The 19,463-nt window shown below is 33.5% G+C and carries 14 protein-coding genes and 1 pseudogene; all 15 read right to left on the bottom strand.

All coding sequences use genetic code 11. The annotated features are described in order from the left end of the window. Positions 1-17: 17 nt before the first annotated feature. Positions 18-926, bottom strand: coding sequence for a WaaS/CpsH family glycosyltransferase (locus J7E16_RS00425; protein WP_214887407.1), 909 nt, complete (start codon positions 924-926; stop codon positions 18-20). 329 nt (positions 927-1,255) lie between these two features. Continuing rightward, the gene (locus J7E16_RS00430) at positions 1,256-1,771 is read right to left on the bottom strand and encodes an acyltransferase (RefSeq protein WP_214887409.1); all 516 of its coding nucleotides are present in this window, start codon (positions 1,769-1,771) and stop codon (positions 1,256-1,258) included. 4 nt (positions 1,772-1,775) lie between these two features. Continuing rightward, entirely contained in the window at positions 1,776-2,933 is a 1,158-nt protein-coding gene (locus tag J7E16_RS00435; RefSeq protein ID WP_214887411.1) for a glycosyltransferase family 4 protein, read from the bottom strand. A 1-nt stretch (position 2,934) separates the two neighbouring features. After that, positions 2,935-3,909 (bottom strand): SDR family oxidoreductase, encoded by a 975-nt coding sequence (locus tag J7E16_RS00440; protein WP_214887413.1) that lies wholly within the window; start codon positions 3,907-3,909, stop codon positions 2,935-2,937. Positions 3,910-3,936: 27 nt separating this feature from the next. Then, positions 3,937-5,253 carry a nucleotide sugar dehydrogenase gene (locus tag J7E16_RS00445; protein WP_214887415.1) on the bottom strand — a complete coding sequence of 439 codons (1,317 nt, stop codon included), beginning with the start codon at positions 5,251-5,253 and terminating at the stop codon, positions 3,937-3,939. Next, positions 5,243-6,373 carry a glycosyltransferase family 4 protein gene (locus J7E16_RS00450; protein ID WP_214887417.1) on the bottom strand — a complete coding sequence of 377 codons (1,131 nt, stop codon included), beginning with the start codon at positions 6,371-6,373 and terminating at the stop codon, positions 5,243-5,245. Before J7E16_RS00450 ends, J7E16_RS00445 begins: the two co-directional genes overlap by 11 nt. Before the next feature lie 326 nt (positions 6,374-6,699). After that, positions 6,700-7,302: a sugar transferase gene (locus J7E16_RS00455; protein WP_214887419.1), complete on the bottom strand. Its 603-nt coding sequence runs from the start codon at positions 7,300-7,302 to the stop codon at positions 6,700-6,702. Then, the gene (locus tag J7E16_RS00460) at positions 7,271-9,157 is read right to left on the bottom strand and encodes a polysaccharide biosynthesis protein (protein WP_214887421.1); all 1,887 of its coding nucleotides are present in this window, start codon (positions 9,155-9,157) and stop codon (positions 7,271-7,273) included. Before J7E16_RS00460 ends, J7E16_RS00455 begins: the two co-directional genes overlap by 32 nt. Positions 9,158-9,177: 20 nt before the next feature. Continuing rightward, positions 9,178-9,945, bottom strand: a pseudogene (locus tag J7E16_RS00465) (tyrosine-protein phosphatase). Positions 9,946-9,950: 5 nt separating this feature from the next. Then, on the bottom strand, positions 9,951-10,658 hold the full coding sequence (locus J7E16_RS00470; protein WP_214887423.1) for a CpsD/CapB family tyrosine-protein kinase: 708 nt from the start codon (positions 10,656-10,658) through the stop codon (positions 9,951-9,953). Between the two features lie 14 nt (positions 10,659-10,672). Further along, positions 10,673-11,413 carry a YveK family protein gene (locus J7E16_RS00475; RefSeq protein WP_214887425.1) on the bottom strand — a complete coding sequence of 247 codons (741 nt, stop codon included), beginning with the start codon at positions 11,411-11,413 and terminating at the stop codon, positions 10,673-10,675. Between the two features lie 227 nt (positions 11,414-11,640). Further along, the gene (gene galU / locus J7E16_RS00480) at positions 11,641-12,525 is read right to left on the bottom strand and encodes a UTP--glucose-1-phosphate uridylyltransferase GalU (RefSeq protein ID WP_214887427.1); all 885 of its coding nucleotides are present in this window, start codon (positions 12,523-12,525) and stop codon (positions 11,641-11,643) included. A 41-nt stretch (positions 12,526-12,566) separates the two neighbouring features. Beyond that, on the bottom strand, positions 12,567-13,733 hold the full coding sequence (locus tag J7E16_RS00485) for a nucleotide sugar dehydrogenase (RefSeq protein WP_214887428.1): 1,167 nt from the start codon (positions 13,731-13,733) through the stop codon (positions 12,567-12,569). A 152-nt stretch (positions 13,734-13,885) separates the two neighbouring features. Next, positions 13,886-14,848, bottom strand: coding sequence for an LCP family glycopolymer transferase (locus J7E16_RS00490; RefSeq protein ID WP_214887430.1), 963 nt, complete (start codon positions 14,846-14,848; stop codon positions 13,886-13,888). Between the two features lie 199 nt (positions 14,849-15,047). Continuing rightward, on the bottom strand, positions 15,048-19,250 hold the full coding sequence (locus J7E16_RS00495) for an Ig-like domain-containing protein (protein WP_214887433.1): 4,203 nt from the start codon (positions 19,248-19,250) through the stop codon (positions 15,048-15,050). Positions 19,251-19,463 lie beyond the last annotated feature (213 nt).

Below are 19,463 nucleotides of genomic sequence, written 5' to 3' on the forward strand. Positions count from 1 at the left end.
ATTCTCCCCTAAGAAATTTATGAGTCAGCAAATCTTTTTATCCAGTTTACAAAATCATACCTACTAACTATGGCATGATCAATAGAGTGATACGGGTTAGTTATAAATTTTTTAAATTTATCTGTATCATCAATTCCTAATACGAAGATATTGTTGCTATTATAAAAATCTCTATTTATTATAGTCTTATCATTTGTAATTATTTTTTTTTTAAAAAACAATGCTTCCAAAGGTCTTAAAGTTAAGCCACTTTGGTTATCAGATACAATATCAACTATGACTTTACTAGAATTTATGTACTCTAGTACTTTATAATACCTAATTTTATTCTGCTGATAATGTTCCTTGTATTTTACAGGACTGTTTTTGCTAGGAACTATATGAAAATAATTTGTAATATCATTTTTATCAAGAGTATTCTTCAAACTAACAAGTTCTTCAATTCTTCCTTTATCCCCTCCTACAAAAAATACATCTATTTTGTTTTTTATTTCAGGTTGTTCTATTCCTTTAAAATAGTATTGTGTATTATATTTCAAATTATATTTTTTACAATCTGCTTCATCGAAAGACCAAATTTCATTTGTATACTTTTTAAATGCATCAACATCTATACTTTTAATAACGGGGTTCCAGTACCAAACTATTATTCTCATATCAGGTACTTTCTTTCTTATATACTTTACAACAGGAGGAGTTAACTTGGATGCATGAACTATTACTGTGTCATATTCATTAATTTCATTTCTCCAATCTTGCATCCATAAGTGTGTAAAAGGTAACTTTAAACTAATTTGCAATCTTCTTATAGCTTTCAAAAATTTAGTTGACTCTTTATATACTTGTTTAACAGTGATTCCATTAACTTTTGCCATAACTGCGTGAAATTCACTATCATCTAGCCAAAGGAATATTAATTTGTCCATTTAGTAACATCTCCACTATTTTTTTGAATATCTACATATTGAATTTTTTTATATAAGACGCATTACTTTATCTGGTATTTTTATATAATATTATTTGTAAATTTTTATAATTGTTTTTAAATAACTCGGATAACTGATACTTCTTGAATCCATCAAAACCTTATCAAAGTACTTTTAAAATATATAGTGAGCGACAATAAAAAACTTTCCACTACAATAGAAATTGCATATGAAGGGAATTAACCAAATGATGTAAACAATATATCAAACATCAAGTGATTAGAATTCTAAAAATACTAAATATTATTTGTTTATCAAATTTTTAAAACTTACCTAGGTCGAGCAGGTACTCCTATAACCATTTCATGGCTTCCTACATTCTTTGTCACCACTGCTCCCGCACCTACTATTGCACTATTTCCCATCGTGACTCCTGAAGTAATGACAACATGCCCCCCACACCAAGTTCCCTTCCCTATGACTATGGGGCGATTCATTCCTTTGTTTGTTACAACTCCATTTTTAATGATATGCTTGCTAGTTGCTATAATAGACATCGGTCCGATTATCACATTGTCTTCAATTGTAACCCATCCCTTTGCTTGTACATAACAATAATGTGAAATATAACAATCATCTCCTAAAAACAAATTTCCAGGATTATTTATAATAACTCCTTTGCCTATTTGAAGTCTTTTTCCACCTCTACCAAAAAAAGGTTTCATTAGAAAGCCACGAATCCTATTTGTGATATAGTGATTAGGTAGTACCGCTGTCAACATATTTATTAAATGAATTGGAATTTCGCGTAACATAAAGTTAATAATTATTTTAGGATATTTCACGTTATCATACCTCAATTTCATTTTTAATAACTTCTTTATAAAAGTCATTTCTTCTTTTATAAAGTATTTCTTTCTTATATTTTTTTGAGGTCTCAAAGTTAGCTTCAGCACTTTTTTTCATTTTGTTGACGGTGAGGTTTTTAATTAAGATGCAGATTTCTTCACTATTCCCTTTGCTAAAAATATTAGTATGTTCAATCAATTCAGGTATCCCTCCTGCACTCGAACCAATAACAGGACATGCAACGCTCATTGCTTCTATTACTGTCCTAGGTAACCCTTCAGTATCACTTGGCTGCACATATAAATCTATACTTTTGAACCAATTAAATATATCAACATGACTCATTATCCCGTGAAAAATAACTTCATTTTCAACGCTGTACATTTTAGCAGTTTCTCTCAAGAAAGATTGGTCTCCTCCTCCAATTAAATGATATTCTATTGAATAACCTTGTTTCTTTAATTTAGCCATTGATTCGATAACATAATGTTGTCCTTTATAAATAGAATTTACAGTTCCTACAGTTCCTAGAATAATTTTTTTGTCTGCTAACACAAACTTGTCAATTTTTTTTAATCTATACTCTAAGGATGTTTCACAAACATCCTTAATTGTTACATTTGAGCATGCTATCTGACTACCTCTTGTTGGGTATCTTTTTTGTAAAAAATTTTCAGTAACATATATGACATATTTCGAATTTCGAATAGCTCTCTTAGTTATAAACGTTACAAAAGGAGCTGAAAATCTTTTTTTAATGTCATTATACCAATGTGCGTCCCAAGGGCATCCCACTAATTCAATTACGTATGGCTTATCAGTTTTATTTGCTAGATGAATTGAATATAATCCTAGAAAACTTGGTAATCTAATAATTAAAATATCTGAATTTTTTATTTTATTTTCCATTGAAATTCTTTTCTTTTTATTTAATAAATCTTTATATTTTCTTATAGTAAAAAAAATTACATCATCTTCTATTTTTTCGCTTCTCTTATTGTAATTTTCGTTGTATGTTACTTCTCTGCCGATTACATTTAATTGTTCAAAAATATTCTTATAACGACTGAAAAATTCTGCATCAAAACCGTAAGAATAGAAATAGTTTTTTTCTTGTTTTGGAAATTTATGATCATGAATAAATATCCCTTTTACCATATTATAAATTCTCCTTATACCAATCAATTGCTGCTTCAATACCTTGCTCAAAACTCCAGCTTGGTTCATATCCTAGTAGATTTCTTGCTTTACTAATATCAGCATTACTGTGCTTTATATCTCCCGCTCTTTCCGCACCGAAGTTCGGCTCAATGTCTTTCTCTAATGCTTTAGAAAGTGAATAATATACATCTATTAAGTATTCTCTTCCCCCATAAGCAACGTTAAAGGCTTCTCCAGCTACTTCATGAGGAGCTTGGCAAGCTTTTAAGTTTGCTTCGATAACGTTCTCAATATAAGTAAAGTCTCGACTTTGTTTTCCGTCACCATTTATTATAGGCTGTTCATTATTTAATAACTGTGTAATAAATTTTGGAAGGACCGCTGCATATGCTCCGTTTGGATCTTGTCTTTTTCCGAAAACATTAAAATAACGCAAACCGTAAGTATCTAAACCATAAATTTTAGTATATAATTTTGCATATTCTTCATTTACTCTCTTGGTTAAAGCATAAGGAGAGAGAAGGTTCCCTTCTCTACCTTCTTGTTTAGGAAGATTTGGTTCGTCTCCATAAACAGAAGAGCTAGAAGCATAAACAAACTTTTTAACTCCATTTTGTCTAGCCGCTTCCATCATGTTTAAGGCACCTTTAATATTTACTTCTTCGTAAAACAAAGGCATCTCGATGCTTCTAGGAACACTTCCCCATGCGGCTTGGTGCAGTACATAGTCTACATTTTTTGTAGCTTCAATACACGTTTCTAAGTCACGTACATCTCCATTGATGAAAGTATATTGTGGAATATTTATAAACATATCTACGTTTTCTTTTTTTCCAGTAGACAAGTTATCTAAACAGCGAACCTCATATCCTTTTTTTAATAAGGTTTCACAAAGGTTAGAGCCTATAAATCCGGCTCCTCCTGTTACTAAAAAAACGCTATCTTTCTCAAACTCTACATTCTCATATCCCATAATAGTCTCGACCCTTCATGCTAACTTTTACAATCTCCAATATTTATATCCTGCTGTTTCATATTCATTTCTATCTAATGAAGCCTTAATGTCTAATAAAACTTTATGTTCATTTCCAGTGTCTTTATAAAAACTATTAATATCTTCTTGCGTTAATTTCATAAATTCGTTATGTCCTACAGCAATTAGTACTGCATCCATATCTTTCACATCTTTAATAGAATCGAATTTAATTCCGTACTCTCTTTCAGCTTCATCTACATTTGCTTCAGGATCAACAATCATCGGGATAATATCATATTCTTCAAGTTCGCGAACAATGTCAATCACACGTGTATTTCTTGTATCTGGCATATTTTCTTTGAACGTAAACCCAAGAATGGCCACTTTCGCCCCTTTGACAGAAACATCTGCTTTAATAAGATTTTTAATAAGATTCTCTACTACGTATTTGCCCATGTCGTCATTTATTTTTCTTCCTGAAAGAATAATTTGTGAATGGTAACCTACTTGTTCCGCTTTATAAGTTAAGTAATACGGGTCAATTCCAATACAATGTCCACCTACAAGACCAGGTGTGAAGTTTAAGAAGTTCCATTTGGTACCTGCTGCTTCAAGAACCGCTTTTGTATCAATGTTTAGTTTGTTAAAAATAATTGATAATTCATTCATAAAAGCTATATTGATATCACGTTGAGAGTTTTCAATCACTTTAGCAGCCTCTGCCACTTTAATAGATTCTGCCTTATATACCCCAGCTTCTACTACCAGCTCATATACTTTAGCAATTTCATCTAACGTTTCCTCATCCATACCAGAAACCACTTTGACGATTGTTTCCAGACGGTGAACTTTGTCACCCGGATTAATTCTTTCTGGAGAATAGCCTACCTTAAAGTCTACTCCTGCCTTCAATCCAGATTCCTTTTCAAGAATAGGAATACAGATATCATCTGTTACACCAGGGTACACCGTGGATTCAAAGACAACAATTGATCCTCTTGTTAAATTACGTCCTAAAGTTTTTGTTGCAGATTCCAAAGGTTTTAAATTTGGGGTATGATCGTCACTAACAGGAGTAGGTACCGCTACAATATGGAACTTCGCTTCTCTTAGTTTTTTTTCGTCAGAAGTAAACTCTACTGTTGTTTCTTTAATTACGTCGTCACCAACTTCTTTTGTTGGGTCGAATCCGTTTTTATACAAATCAACCTTCTCTTTATTTATATCAAAACCGATTACTTTAGTTTTTTTTGCAAAAGCTACCGCAATTGGCATACCTACATATCCTAATCCTACTAGTGAAATTTTTTCCTCTTTATTTTTAATTTTTTCATACAACATCGTAACACTGCTCCTCTTCATTTATTATATCTTTTATTGTATCCAAATAAGTATCTAAAACTAACTCCCTATCAAACTCATTTTCAGCTTTTTTTCTACTATACTGACCCATTTTAATTCTTTCTTCATGTGGCAATTTTATAAACTTTTCTATACATTCTTTAAGTGAATCCACATCAGCCACTTTACATAAATAACCATTTTTATTTTCTTCTACATTGTCTCTACAGCCATAAGTATCACATGTTATAAGAGGGCGTCCTATAGCAGCACCTTCTTGGAGTACTGTACCTCTACCTTCACCATAAGAAGGTAATACAATGCATGAAGCCATAGCCATTATGTTTGGAATATCATTTTGCTTTCCTAAATATTTTATAATTCCTTCTTTTTCATAATCTTTCAATAATTGAACATATTTTTCTTCATCTACAAAACCAACAATCTTAAATTGTACGTTCTTATATTTTGTTTTTATTATTTTAGCTACTGACAAAAACTCTTCAATTCCCTTATCTTTTAGCACTCTACCAATGAAAGTGAACACAATAGTTTTACTTGGGAGTAGTTCTTGATATTTAAATCTGTCTAGATTCACTCCAGAACCAGGAACTATTATTTTTGGTTGTTTCGATTTAGTTATACCAACTAAATCATAGTATTCTAAATTGTCCTTATTTAAGAAAAAAATAAAATCCGAATTTTTAAAAGCTAACTTATTTAAAATCACTGCAACTTTTTTTTGCCACATATCTTGGATATAAACTGATCCGAGTCCAGTTACTGTATGTAAAACTTTGATGCCACTAATCCTAGCTGCTATACCTCCATAAGTGTTAGGCTTAATGGTATAAGTTAATATAATATCTGGTTGAACTTTTTTTATAACTTTCACATATTGCACTAACAATTTTAAATCGCTGACTGGATTTGTTTTTCTTCTTTCAAGAGGTGTATCAATTAGTTCACATCCCATATCAGAAAAATAAGAAATATTGTCATCATTGAAAGGTAAAGCTATTGTTACCTTGTATCCTAAATATAATAATTTCTCAACTAATTCACGTCTAAACGCATAAATTGTAATGAAATGATTGGCTAAAATTAAAATCTTCTTCACTTCTTATCTCCTCCCTAAGTCTAATTGCTCATATCAAGCTTACTTTTATTTTAAGATGCTACAAAGATATAATTAGAATTATCCTCAATAGTATTTCATCAGATAAACTATAGGTTTTGCCTGTTTTCTATCTAAGTTTATTAACGCGGTAGAATATAGTTCGCCTAATTCTCTTGCTTTTACTAGCTGAATCAAACTTTTGATATTTTTAAGAGTCTTATTTAATTTTTCACACTATTCTAACTATCAGAAAATTTTCTAATAACACAACAAATTTCCCCTTTATTTAATAATGTGTGTCCCTTTTTGATTTATTATTAATTATCTCACTTAGCTTCTGCACCCGTTCCGCCTTCGACAATGCCATCATTTTTTATGACACTGATGATAGTCCCTACAAAACATTTGACGTCAAAAAGAAAACTTATCTCTTTCATATATACACCATCTAAGGCTGCTTTCTTTTGGATAGAAAGTTCATCTCGTCCATTGATTTGAGCCCATCCGGTTAATCCGGGGTAGATTTCATTAGCCCTATATTTGTCTCTTTCAATTACCAAATCATATTGATTCCACAAGGCAGGTCTTGGACCAATGACACTCATTTCACCTTTAATGATATTGATCAACTGAGGCAATTCATCTAAGCTGGTCTTTCTTAATACTTTACCCACTTTTGTAATATAAGAATCTGGATTCTTCAATAAATGTGTTGGAGCATCATTTGGTGTATCGATCTTCATGGTTCTAAATTTATAAATATTAAATAGTACTTTATCTTTTCCAACTCTTTTTTGTTTAAAAAGGATTGGACCTTTTGAACTTAATTTAATTGCGATAATGACGATTAAGAATACAGGAGACAAAATGATTAGACCAAGCAATGCTAATACGACGTCAATAACTCGTTTGAACAGTTTCTGGTACATCAGTATAAACTCCCTTCTCTTTGTTTTGGGTATGGTGAATAACATTTTCTTTTGGTTTCTCGTTTGCGAATTCAAGCAAACGCTCTTTCAATTCTATACTATTGCATTCATCTAATGTATATACAAACTCCATAACCTTAGTCACCGGCATATCGGTAACTTTCCCAACAAATATTTTTTCGTATACCTGCTGATCGGTTTGTTCACTATCCACTAGTAATTCTTCATACAATTTTTCTCCAGGGCGAATACCGGTTTCAATGATAGGAATTTCATTTTCAGTATAGCCGCTAAGTTTAACTACTTTCTTGGCTAAATCGACTATTTTAACTGGTTCTCCCATATCGAGTATGAAAATTTCTCCACCTTGGGCTAAAGCACCAGCTTGAATAACCAATCGGCTCGCTTCTGGTATAGTCATGAAATACCTTGTCATTTTAAAGTCGGTGACGGTAACTGGTCCACCATTTTTGATTTGTTCTTTAAATAATGGGACCACACTTCCACGACTACCTAAAACATTTCCAAAACGTACGGCTGCGAATTTCGTTTTTCCGGGTTCATTTAAACCAGTAACGATCATTTCAGCAACACGCTTGGTTGCGCCCATAACGTTAGGCGGATTAACGGCTTTATCAGTTGAGATCATGACAAAACTGCCAGCACCAGCTGCTTTAGCTGCTTCTGCCATGTTTTTTGTGCCATATATATTATTTTTAACGGCTTCTCTTGGATTGTATTCCATCATTGGCACATGCTTATGAGCTGCTGCATGATAGACGCGATCCGGTATGTATTGTTGCATCACTTCAAAGAGTCTTTTACGATCTTGGATATCTGCTATCACAGGAATTATTTCGATTTGACCTCTGTATTTACCATTTAGTTCTTTATTGATTTGATAGATTGAGTTTTCGCCATGTCCCAATAGAATAATACGTTTAGGCGAGAATCGTGCAATTTGACGACAAATTTCTGAGCCTATTGAGCCCCCAGCACCACTCACTAAGATCGTTTTACCGTTTAACTTAGTTGCGATAACTTGCATATCTAATTTAACTTCTTCTCGTCCAAGAAGATCCACTACATCGATTTCTCTAAATTGACTAACTGATAACTTACCTTGCATGACATCCTCGATTGATGGCATTAGATTGACCGTGATTTCTGCTTGATTACAAATATCTAAAATACGTTCATACTCTTTTGGCTCCAAAGAAGGGATTGCAATAGTGATTTGCTGAACTCTATGTTTTTTAGCCATTTCAGGTATATCATCTATATTTCCGATGACCGGTATTTCATGCATCAACATCTTCAATTTAGATGGATCATCATCAACGATTCCAATAACTTTTACATCACTTGGATTGCGTTTTAAACTACGGATCAACATACTTCCACCAGCTCCAGCACCAACGATTAGGGTTCTGATTTGTTGTTCAACTGAATGACCATGCAATTTTTTATAGTGGTGTTCATTATAGATGCGCCAGACGATTCTACTTCCAGCTATACTTGCTAGTGAGAAGATATACGTTAATATAATAAATCTTAAACTTACTGTCTTCAACAAGACTACCGAAATAACTGCGGAAGCCACAAATGCAAAACTGACACAAACGACTATAGCCAACGATTCACGGATACTTGTATAGCGGTTAATTTTAGAGAATAGCTTGAATTGAGTTGCTAAGATGAGATAGAGGATGATAGTTACACCTAAAGTAGTCGTAAATGATTGCATTGAAACTGCGATGTAAGGATTTAAAAAGAAATAAGCAATCAATCCTGAAGCTACTATTGATAAACTATCGAACCCAATTAGAATATTCTTTTTAGTTCTTCTAGTCATAATCTTTCTCTATTTCTCCTTTAAAACAATCCTAGAAATTTGGGTTGCTTAATTTTTTTTGGTGCATTAGGAACAATTAATTCTCCATTGATAATATCTTTTGTTACTTGCCGAAACTTTTCTATTTTTTTCAGACCGAATTCTTTTTCTAATTGTTGATACGCTTCTTTCATGTAAAAACTTCGTGAAGATGTATTATGCGCATCTGAAGCAATAAAGTGAACTAAATCTGCTTCAATCAATTGTTTGCTGAATTTTTGGATTTTTTTACCAAACGAGCCCACATAGCTTCCTGCCGTTAATTGAGCTAATGCCCCTTTTTCAATCAGTGATAACAATTCATTTGGGGCAGTTAAAATAGCATGATTGCGCTCTGGGTGGACAATAATCGGTGTTATTCCAGCTTTTTGCAATTCAAAAAATAACGATTCCGTGAAAGCCGGAATCGTGGCGGTAGGAAATTCAATTAATATGAATTGGCTGCTTTCATCAATGAACTGTATTTTATTTTCAGAAATATCTTCTATCAATTCTCCTACAATACGGACTTCTTGTCCTGGGAAAATCGTTAACGGGATAGCTCGACTATCTAATTCTTGTTGCAAGATTTCGACCTATTGATTGATCACATCTTTTTCATTTGTCCAACGTCCGTTTTTATAATGTGGGGTGGCTAAAATATGAGTGATCCCTTCAGCGACTGCCATTCTGGCCATTGCTAACGAATCTTCTATATCTTTTGCTCCATCATCAATACCAGGTAAAATATGGCAATGTAAATCGATCATCAAATTTACTCACCTGCTCCGTAATAGTAATAATAGTTGTCGCCTTTCAATTCCACTCGGTTAAATACAACACCGATGACATTTGCTTTTACTTTTTCAAGTAGTTCTTTTGATTTCGTCACCATTTCTTTATCCGCACCATCTTTATTTACAACAAAGATCGTACCATCTGCTTTGCTTGCCATCACTTGGGCATCTGTAACCGCGATAACCGGTGGCATATCAAAAATAATCAAATCGAACAAATCTTCAAATTCAGTTATTAATTGATCCATCCGTTTAGATGCTAGTAGTTCGGATGGATTTGGCGGAATAACGCCACTTGTAATAATAAACAAACCTTCTGTATCCAAGCGATGAGCAATATCTTTGATCTCAACATCTCTTTCAGTCAACAGTGTTGTCAACCCATCGCGATTTGGCAAGCGAAATGTCTTATGAACTGTCGGCTTACGCATATCTGCATCAACAATCAAAACTTTTTTACCTTGCATAGCAAAAGTAACGGCAAGATTCGCTGATATTGTTGACTTTCCTGCACCAGGTCCAGCTGACGTGATGACAAGCGTTTTAAGATTTTTATCTACCATTGAAAATTGAATGTTAGTACGAATCGTTCTAAATTGTTCAGCGATTACTGAACTTGGTCTTGTTAGCGTAACTAAACTTGGACGTTCGTTAGTGTCTAATTGTTTTTGTTTTTTATTGAACATTTCTCTCACCTCTTTTATACTCTGCTTTTTGTTCTTCTTGTATTCAATTCAGGTTGCTTAACTTTCACTTCTGCTTTTAATTCATCATGTGACATTTCAGAAACACTTCCTAATACTGACCATCCTAATGTTTCCGTAATGAATCGTTCATCTCTGACCGTTTTATCCATGAATTCTAGTAAGAAAGCGATTCCAACACCTACCATTAAACCAACTAGTAAACCAATTACTAGATTCAATGGATTATTTGGTGAAATTTGATCAGTCACGGGAACAGCTTCAGAAATAATCGTCACATTTTCAACGTTCATGATATTTCCGATTTCATTTTGGAAAGTTACGGCAACAGCGTTTGCAATCTCCGCCGCTTCGTAAGGGCTATCGTCTGTTACAGTCAATGAAAAAACTTGCGAATTTTCTTGCGTTGTAATTTCAATTTTATTTGATAGTTCAGTTGTTGTTAAATTTGTTTCCAAGTTTTCTTGGACTTCATTTAAAATAACTGGCCCTTTAATGATGTCTTTATATGTATTGATCATTTGCACATTTGTGTTAATATCTGTAAGTTGCAGTCCTTCTGCAGATTCTGTTGTACGATTTACCAATATTTGAGTTGTAGCTTTATATTGGGGCGTTGCGATGAAAAAGGTAAATCCAGCTGCAAGTATTAGAGCAGTCATACCTAGACTGACGATCAATGACAAACGTTTTTTTAATGTGTTAAATAATTCTGATAAGCTAATTTCTTCTTCCATTTCTTCCTCCTGCTTAAATCTTTTTTTAAATCAGTTGTTATTTTTACGACATTAAATAGTATACCATACCAGTTTTTTTATTTGAATAAAATAATATTATTTTTATTTAATACATTTTTGTTTTTCAGGTTGACTGTTTGAGTTGTTCCTGTCAACCATTAGCTATCTCAGATAAATACTCGCTAAAAAAATAAAGAGCTCTTTCTTTGAGCTCTTTATTTTTATGTTTATTTTCTGCCGTCCAGTTCTTTACTCAACTGGATAATGTATTTTTTTAAGTCATCTTTCACTTCTTCATGTCCAAGACCATATTCGATATTGGTCATCATGTAACCGAACTTATCTCCAACATCATAACGTTTTCCTTTGAATTCATGTGCTAGAACTTGTTGTGTTTTATTCAAGGTCTCGATGGCATCGGTTAACTGAATTTCATTGCCAGCACCAGGTTCTTGTTTTTCAAGGATGTCAAAAATCTCTGGTGTCAACAAGTAACGGCCAATAATTGCTAAGTCACTAGGTGCTTCTTCAGGCGTTGGTTTTTCGACAAAGTGATTCACTTTGTATAGATCCTTAGAGACTTCTCCATCTAAATCGACGATACCATACTTAGACGTATCTTTATGTGGCACGCGCATAGTAGCTAAGACAGACGATTGAGTTTCATCGTAGTGATCCATTAATTGTTTGGTCAATGGAACTTCATCGACCATCAAGTCATCACCGAGCAAAACAATAAACGGCTCATTTCCGATAAAGCTTTTCCCATGCAGAACGGCATCTCCCAAGCCTCTTGGATAAGACTGACGCACAAAATGCAATTTGATTTTTGTCGTACTTTCTACTAATTTTAACAATTCGTATTTTTCTTTCATTTTAAGATTTTGTTCTAATTCAAAATTAGAATCAAAATGATCTTCGATTGAGCGTTTGCTTCTTCCAGTAACGATCAAGATTTCTTCGATACCCGATTCGATAGCTTCTTCAATGATGAATTGAATCGTTGGTTTATCCACGATTGGCAGCATTTCTTTTGCCGTAGCTTTCGTAGCCGGTAAAAAACGCGTCCCTAATCCTGCTGCAGGAATCACAGCTTTTCTTACTTTTGACATATCTTTTACCTCCTAATAGATTGCTTTCATTCAATGAATGATTAATCTGTATGGAATAGATCTCTCGTATAGACTTTTTCTTGTACATCCATCAATTCTTTTGCTAAACGGTTTGAAACGATCACATCAGAAACTTTTTTAAATTCGTCAAAATCACGGATTACTTTTGAATTATAGAATGTATCATCTTTTAATACGGGTTCATAAACAACTACTTCGATCCCTTTTGCCTTGATACGTTTCATAATGCCTTGGATAGATGATGCTCTAAAATTATCTGAATCGGTTTTCATCGTCAAACGATAGATCCCAACTACTTTTGGATTGCGCTTCATGATCATATTTGCTACATGATCTTTGCGTGTACGGTTTGCATCCACGATCGCGCCAACAATATTGTTTGGCACGTCTTCATAGTTAGCCAACAATTGTTTAGTGTCTTTTGGCAAACAATAACCGCCATAACCAAATGAAGGGTTATTGTAATGGGTGCCAATTCTTGGATCTAACCCAACACCTTCAACAATTGATTTTGTATCCAACCCTCTAACTTCTGCATACGTATCCAATTCATTAAAATAAGCTACCCGTAATGCTAAATAAGTATTGGAAAATAATTTGACTGCTTCTGCTTCTGTTGAGTCCATGAATAAGACGGCAATATCTTCTTTAACAGCTGCTTCAACTAACAGATCTGCATACGTTTTAGCTGCTTCCGTTTGTGCACCAACAACAATACGTGATGGATAAAGATTATCGTAAAGTGCTTTGCCTTCACGCAAAAATTCTGGTGAGAAAACAATATTGTCTACGCCGTATTTTTCTCTCATTTCTCTTGTGTACCCAACTGGTACAGTCGATTTTATGATCATAGTCGCTTGTGGATTGTAGTTAAGAACATCCTCAATAACACCTTCGACTGTTGACGTATCAAAGTAGTTTTTCTTTTCATCATAGTTTGTCGGTGTAGCGATGATAACATACCGAGCATCTTTATAAGCATCTATTTTATCTGTTGTAGCTGTTAAATTCAGTTCTTTTGTTGCTAGGTATTCTTCGATTTCTTTATCAACGATTGGTGATTTCTTATTATTGATCAAAGCTACTTTTTCTTCGATAATTTCTAACGCTGTTACTTCATTGTGTTGTGCTAAAAGAACGGCATTGGATAGTCCAACATAACCGGTTCCGACTAATGTAATTTTCAAAATGGATTGGCTCCTTTTAATTTTTATATTTAAAAAACGAAAAAATGTAACCTAATACTTTAATAATAGCAGATTAATGAACCAAAAACAATCAGTCTGCTACTCCACTATTACCACAAAAAAACACTATGAAAAAACATAGTGTTTTTTTCTTAATTTAATTCCAATTGCTCTTTCAACAAGCCAGATACTCGGTTCATTTCTTCATCGGATACGATACCATAGTAAATCCCATGAATCGTTGTGCCTGTTGCTGCAAGTTGTTCTTGTTGGATATTTCCAGCAGCTGAACGATAATTATTGAATAGTTTTACCATATCATCAAATTCAAGACTCGTTTGCATATTATTTTCTAGTGAACCTAAGATATCTTGGTAATTTGAAATCGTCGATAATGAGGCTACTTTTTCGACAGTTGCTTGGATCACTTGTCGTTGTCTTTCTTGACGACCGTTGTCTCCGTTTGGATCGTCGTAACGCATTCTAGAATAAGCTAATGCAGCTTTTCCGTCTAAAGAAGCCGTGACTCCTTCTGTAAAGTTGTAACCCTCAGAAGAAAAGGTTAACGGGCTGGTTACTTGAACTCCACCGACAGCATTTACAACATCTTGCAACCCTTGCATGTTGACTTCAACATAATGATCGATTGGAATATCCAACATACTTTGAACGGTATTTACGGACATAGACGTCCCGCCGAAAGCATAGGCATGGTTGATTTTATCGGTCGTTCCATGACCTACGATCTCCGTGCGTGTATCACGGGGTATACTGACGATTGTTGTAATATCTGTATTTGGGTTCACAGTCAGAACCATCATTGTATCCGAACGCCCTTGTTCCGTTCTGCCTAGATCTCCTGTATCTACACCCAACAATAGAATGGAAAACGGATCTTTTTTATTAATATCAACTGAACTTTCACGAACTTCTTCTGTTTCAACATCTTTATAAATCTTTTCAGTTGTTCCAGCTACATCGCTATAGATTTTCCAAATAAATAAACCTAAAGCAATAAATAGTGCCAATACAATAATCAAAAAAAATTTCAAACCTTTTTTGTTCTTCTTTGGTCGTTTTCTTGGATTTCGTATTTCAGATCTTGATTGTGACATTTCTCCACCCTTTTCATCATTTTTATAAAATTATTTTGTATCTAATAATCTTTAACAGATTATTCTATCATAACAGTAACAATTTTTATTTTACCATATATTAAAATTAATAAAACTTAATTCTTAAAAAAACAGATTTGTTAAGAAGTAAAATAGAGAAAAAGTTTTATTCAAACTAAACCCTTTCTCTATTCTATGATTATTTATTTATAAATTTTGTTGCGGTACTACCAGGGGCTTTATTCCCCTTTTTGATTAATCTTATTTCAATAGCTTCCAATCGTTTGGACTTGCCTTCTGAACCGGAAGATTCGCCGTTCTTAGCCCAACCTAACCAACCGTAGCTTTGTTCATGCACACGATAATAAATATCGTATTTCTCAGCCATTTCGCCAGTCAATTGGATTTGGATGGCTTCCAATCGTTTGGCTTTTCCTGAAGTACCACTTAAGGCACTGTTTGTTGACCATCCTTGCCACCCATAGCTTTGGACATGCGTTTTATATTGCACTCCTCCAGCATATGGCAGATTTTCTAATTTAATTTTGATTCCCTCTAGGCGTTTGGCTTTGCCGGATGTTCCAGCCAATGTTCCATCTTTAACCCATGATTGCCATCCAATAGATTGAACATGCGTTGTGTAAGAAACGGATGGAATTATTTCTTTCTTAACAAAAGCATCTGTTGTTGATCCAGGTGCAGCAGCTCCTTTTTCAACGATCACAATTTCAATTGCTTCTAATCGACGACCAAAACCTTCTGTTCCCGCTTCTACACCATTCTTAGTCCAGCCTAACCAGCCGTTTTTCTCAGCATGTACTCGGTAATACACATCGTATTTCTCTGCATCTGCACCAGTCAACTTGATTTTGATAGCTTCCATTCGTTTTGATTCGTTAGATGTCCCACTTAATGCTCCATCAGATACCCAATTCATCCAACCATTCTTTTCAACATGCGTAGAGTACGTAATGCCTAAATCCGAATTGTTTTTAACAGAAACTTTGATAGCTTCCATCCGTTTCCGTTTACCTTCCGTACCAGCTAGCTTTCCATCTTTTACCTCTGACATCCAGCCGTAAGATTGGACATGAGTTGAGTAAGAAACAGATGGTATTTTTTCTGAAACTTTTATTATGGATGTAGCATTATTTGATCCTACTTTTGCAGTTATAGTTGCAGTCCCAACTGCTAATGCTGTAACTTTTCCGGTTTTATCAACAGTCGCTACTTTTGGATTTGAACTTGTCCATACTACTGACTTATCATCTGTCGTAATTATTGGGCTATACCCAATTTTTAAAACATAGTTTTCTTCTTTTATTAAGTTTAAATTGGTCTTATCTAAACTAATACCTTTTAATGGAGCTATCACAGCTACTTTGCTAGTAGCTATTTTAGAACCTACCTTGGCAGAAATTGTTGTGCTTCCCAAATTAACTGCTGTAACTTTTCCGGTTTTATCTACAGTCGCTACTTTTGGATTTGAACTTGTCCATGTTACCATTTTATTTTCTGTTGTATCTAGAGGTAGGTAATTAACAGATAGTATTTCATTTTTCCTTATTTCTAAGTTAGTGCTATCTTTATTTACTGCTATTCCTGCTAAAGGAACATTCACAGTAATTAAGCTAGTTGTTATTTTTGCTCCAACCTTTGCAGTTATAGTTGCAGTCCCAGCTGATAATGCTGTCACTTTTCCGATTCCATCCACAGTCGCTACTTTTGGATTTGAACTTGTCCATATTGCAGACTTATCATCTGTCGTATTTGCTGGGCTATATCCAATTTTTAAAGTATAGTTTTCTTCTTTTGTTAAACCTAAAGTAATTTTATCTAAACTAATACTTAGCAATGGAGCTATTGCAGATACTTTGCTAGTGGCTATTTTCGAACTTACTTTGGCAGAAACTGTTGTGCTCCCAGGATTAACAGCTGTAACTTTTCCAGTTTTATCAACAGTCGCTACTTTTGGATTTGAACTTGTCCATGTTACCGTTTTATTTTCTGTTGTATCTAGAGGCCGGTAATTAACAGATAGTATTTCATTTTTCTCTATCTCTAAAGTGAAGTTTTCTTTATTTACTTTTATTCCTGCTAAAGGAACGTTCACAGTAATTAAACTAGTTGCTATTTTTACTCCAACCTTTGCAGTTATTGTCGCAGTACCAGCTGATAATGCTGTTACCTTACCATTTCCATCCACAGTCGCTACTTTCGGATTTGAACTTGTCCATATTACTGACTTAACATCTGTTGTATTAACTGGAGCATAATTAATTGTAAGGTTTTTACTGTTTCCTTTTTCTATCTTGGCTGTGCTGCTGTCTAAACTGATAGATTTTAAAGGTGAGACTATTTCTATTTTTGAAGATGCTGACTTATCTCCAGCAGTTACAGTAATGGTGGTATTCCCTGGAGCTATTGCTTGAACAAGTCCATTAGCGTCTATTTTAGCAACTTTCTCATTACTAGATTCCCATTTGATTCCATAATTTGGATCATCTTGCTCTACTATATTTGCTGTCAGTCCAAAAGTCTCTTCAACATTTAAAGTTAAAGCTGCTTTATTTAATCCTACACTTAATATTTGAGGATTTTTTAAAGTGACCGAAATAGACTTAGTTTCTTTTGCACCCAAACTATCGGTTACACTATATACAACTTGATAAGTTCCACGCTTCATCTTATCAATGGTATTGCTTTCTATAACTATTTTATCAGTTAAATCACCGTCTTCTTGATCATTAGCAGAAACCCCTGCTAATAGGTCAATTTTATCGCCTAGGTTGAAAGTCAAATTCTGTGCTTCCAACCTAGGTTGATGATGAACTTCTCCAGTATCTGATAAAATGACTTTATCAATCGAATAGTTTTTAGTGATCGTATTTCCAAAAACAGTATTCCAAAGAATGTTAATTTCATTTGTATCATTAATAAAAAGCTTATCAACAATAAATTTTCCATCATAAGATGTATCAATCAATTGGTTATTAACATACATATCGGCTACGTCTACTGTAGCTCCACTAAAAGAAAGGTTGCCGTTGATAGATTGCAATAGATTGCTATCTATCCTTATTGGCATTTCTGTAACTGGCGGGTTAGAAGCATTCATTGAAGAGACACTATTAGAACCGGACATAACAACCGTACCATTATACAATGCTGGGTTCCCACCCCAATTAAAATAACTCGCAGATAGTGACCCTGAAACAATAATACTATTAGCATTCAGCGCACCTAGTACATATATTGAACCAGTAACGTTAACATTATTAAATGTGACTACTACATCTGGTCCAATATAGACATCACCGTCTATTGTAGTATTGGATATTGTTTGATTTTCCTTTAGAACGGTAACATTATCTAATTTATTGATATTCTTATATTTTTCATGAATATCCTTTTCATAAACCGTAAACTCAGCACTACTTAAGCTATCCTCGCCCCATGAATACATTTGATTATTATATATTTTTTTTTCATTATCAGATACATCAAAAGCATGCATAGACGCTATCTTCCAAGTACCGGACTCATGTGTATCATCAATTTCTATACTAGTTTCATATAATTTTGTTTGTGTGTTATAGGTTAAATAAATCAATTTATTTTTTTTAGTTATTGGCATTTCATAAAAAATAAACACATTTTTCATCTGAACATCGTCTGTTATTTTAACACTTATTTTAACTTCGTCTTTTAGTGTAGCTTCTGTCTTACTGACTTTTAATGTAGCTAAGTCAATTGTTGGTGAAACTGTATCTGAACTACTTCCACTAACCGTAAACTCAGCACTACTTAAGCTATCCTCGCCCCATGAATACATTTGATTATTATATATTTTTTTTTCATTATCAGATACATCAAAAGCATGCATAGACGCTATCTTCCAAGTACCGGACTCATGTGTATCATCAATTTCTATACTAGTTTCATATAATTTTGTTTGTGTGTTATAGGTTAAATAAATCAATTTATTTTTTTTAGTTATTGGCATTTCATAAAAAATAAACACATTTTTCATCTGGACATCGTCTGTTATTTTAACACTTATTTTAACCTCGTCTTTTAGAGTTACTTCTGTCTTACTCACTTTTAATGTAGCTAAGTCAATTGTTGGAGCAGTAACATCTGCAGCATATGTAGATATTTTGGACTTTTCTAAAGGCTCATTCTCAATCGAGACTTGTTCTTCTGATGTTGGTTCTTCTGGCACCTTTTGTTCTTCTAATAACATTGGTTCTTCTAACGCTGGTTCTTCAACATTTCCATCAGCTGTTGAACTTTCATTATTTCCTTCTAGATCTGTATTAGTATTTGCATATACCACCAGACCTCCTGTATTTGATAATAATAATGAACTTATTAATAGTATACCGACTATTTTTTTCACTTATCCCCACTCCTATTTTTAAAATTATTTAAATATACACCAATTAAACTATATGTTATTTCATATAAAATATAACGTGTTTTTTTAAATAAAGCAATTGTTCAATGAAATAATTTTCAAATAGATCAATATTTCAAAAACGGATATAAAAAAATGAAATAGAATAGAGAAAAGACTAAAGACTAAATATATTTTATTTTTTCTTTACGATAA

This window comes from Carnobacterium sp. ISL-102, assembly GCF_018612935.1.
Lineage (GTDB): Bacteria > Bacillota > Bacilli > Lactobacillales > Carnobacteriaceae > Carnobacterium_B > Carnobacterium_B alterfunditum.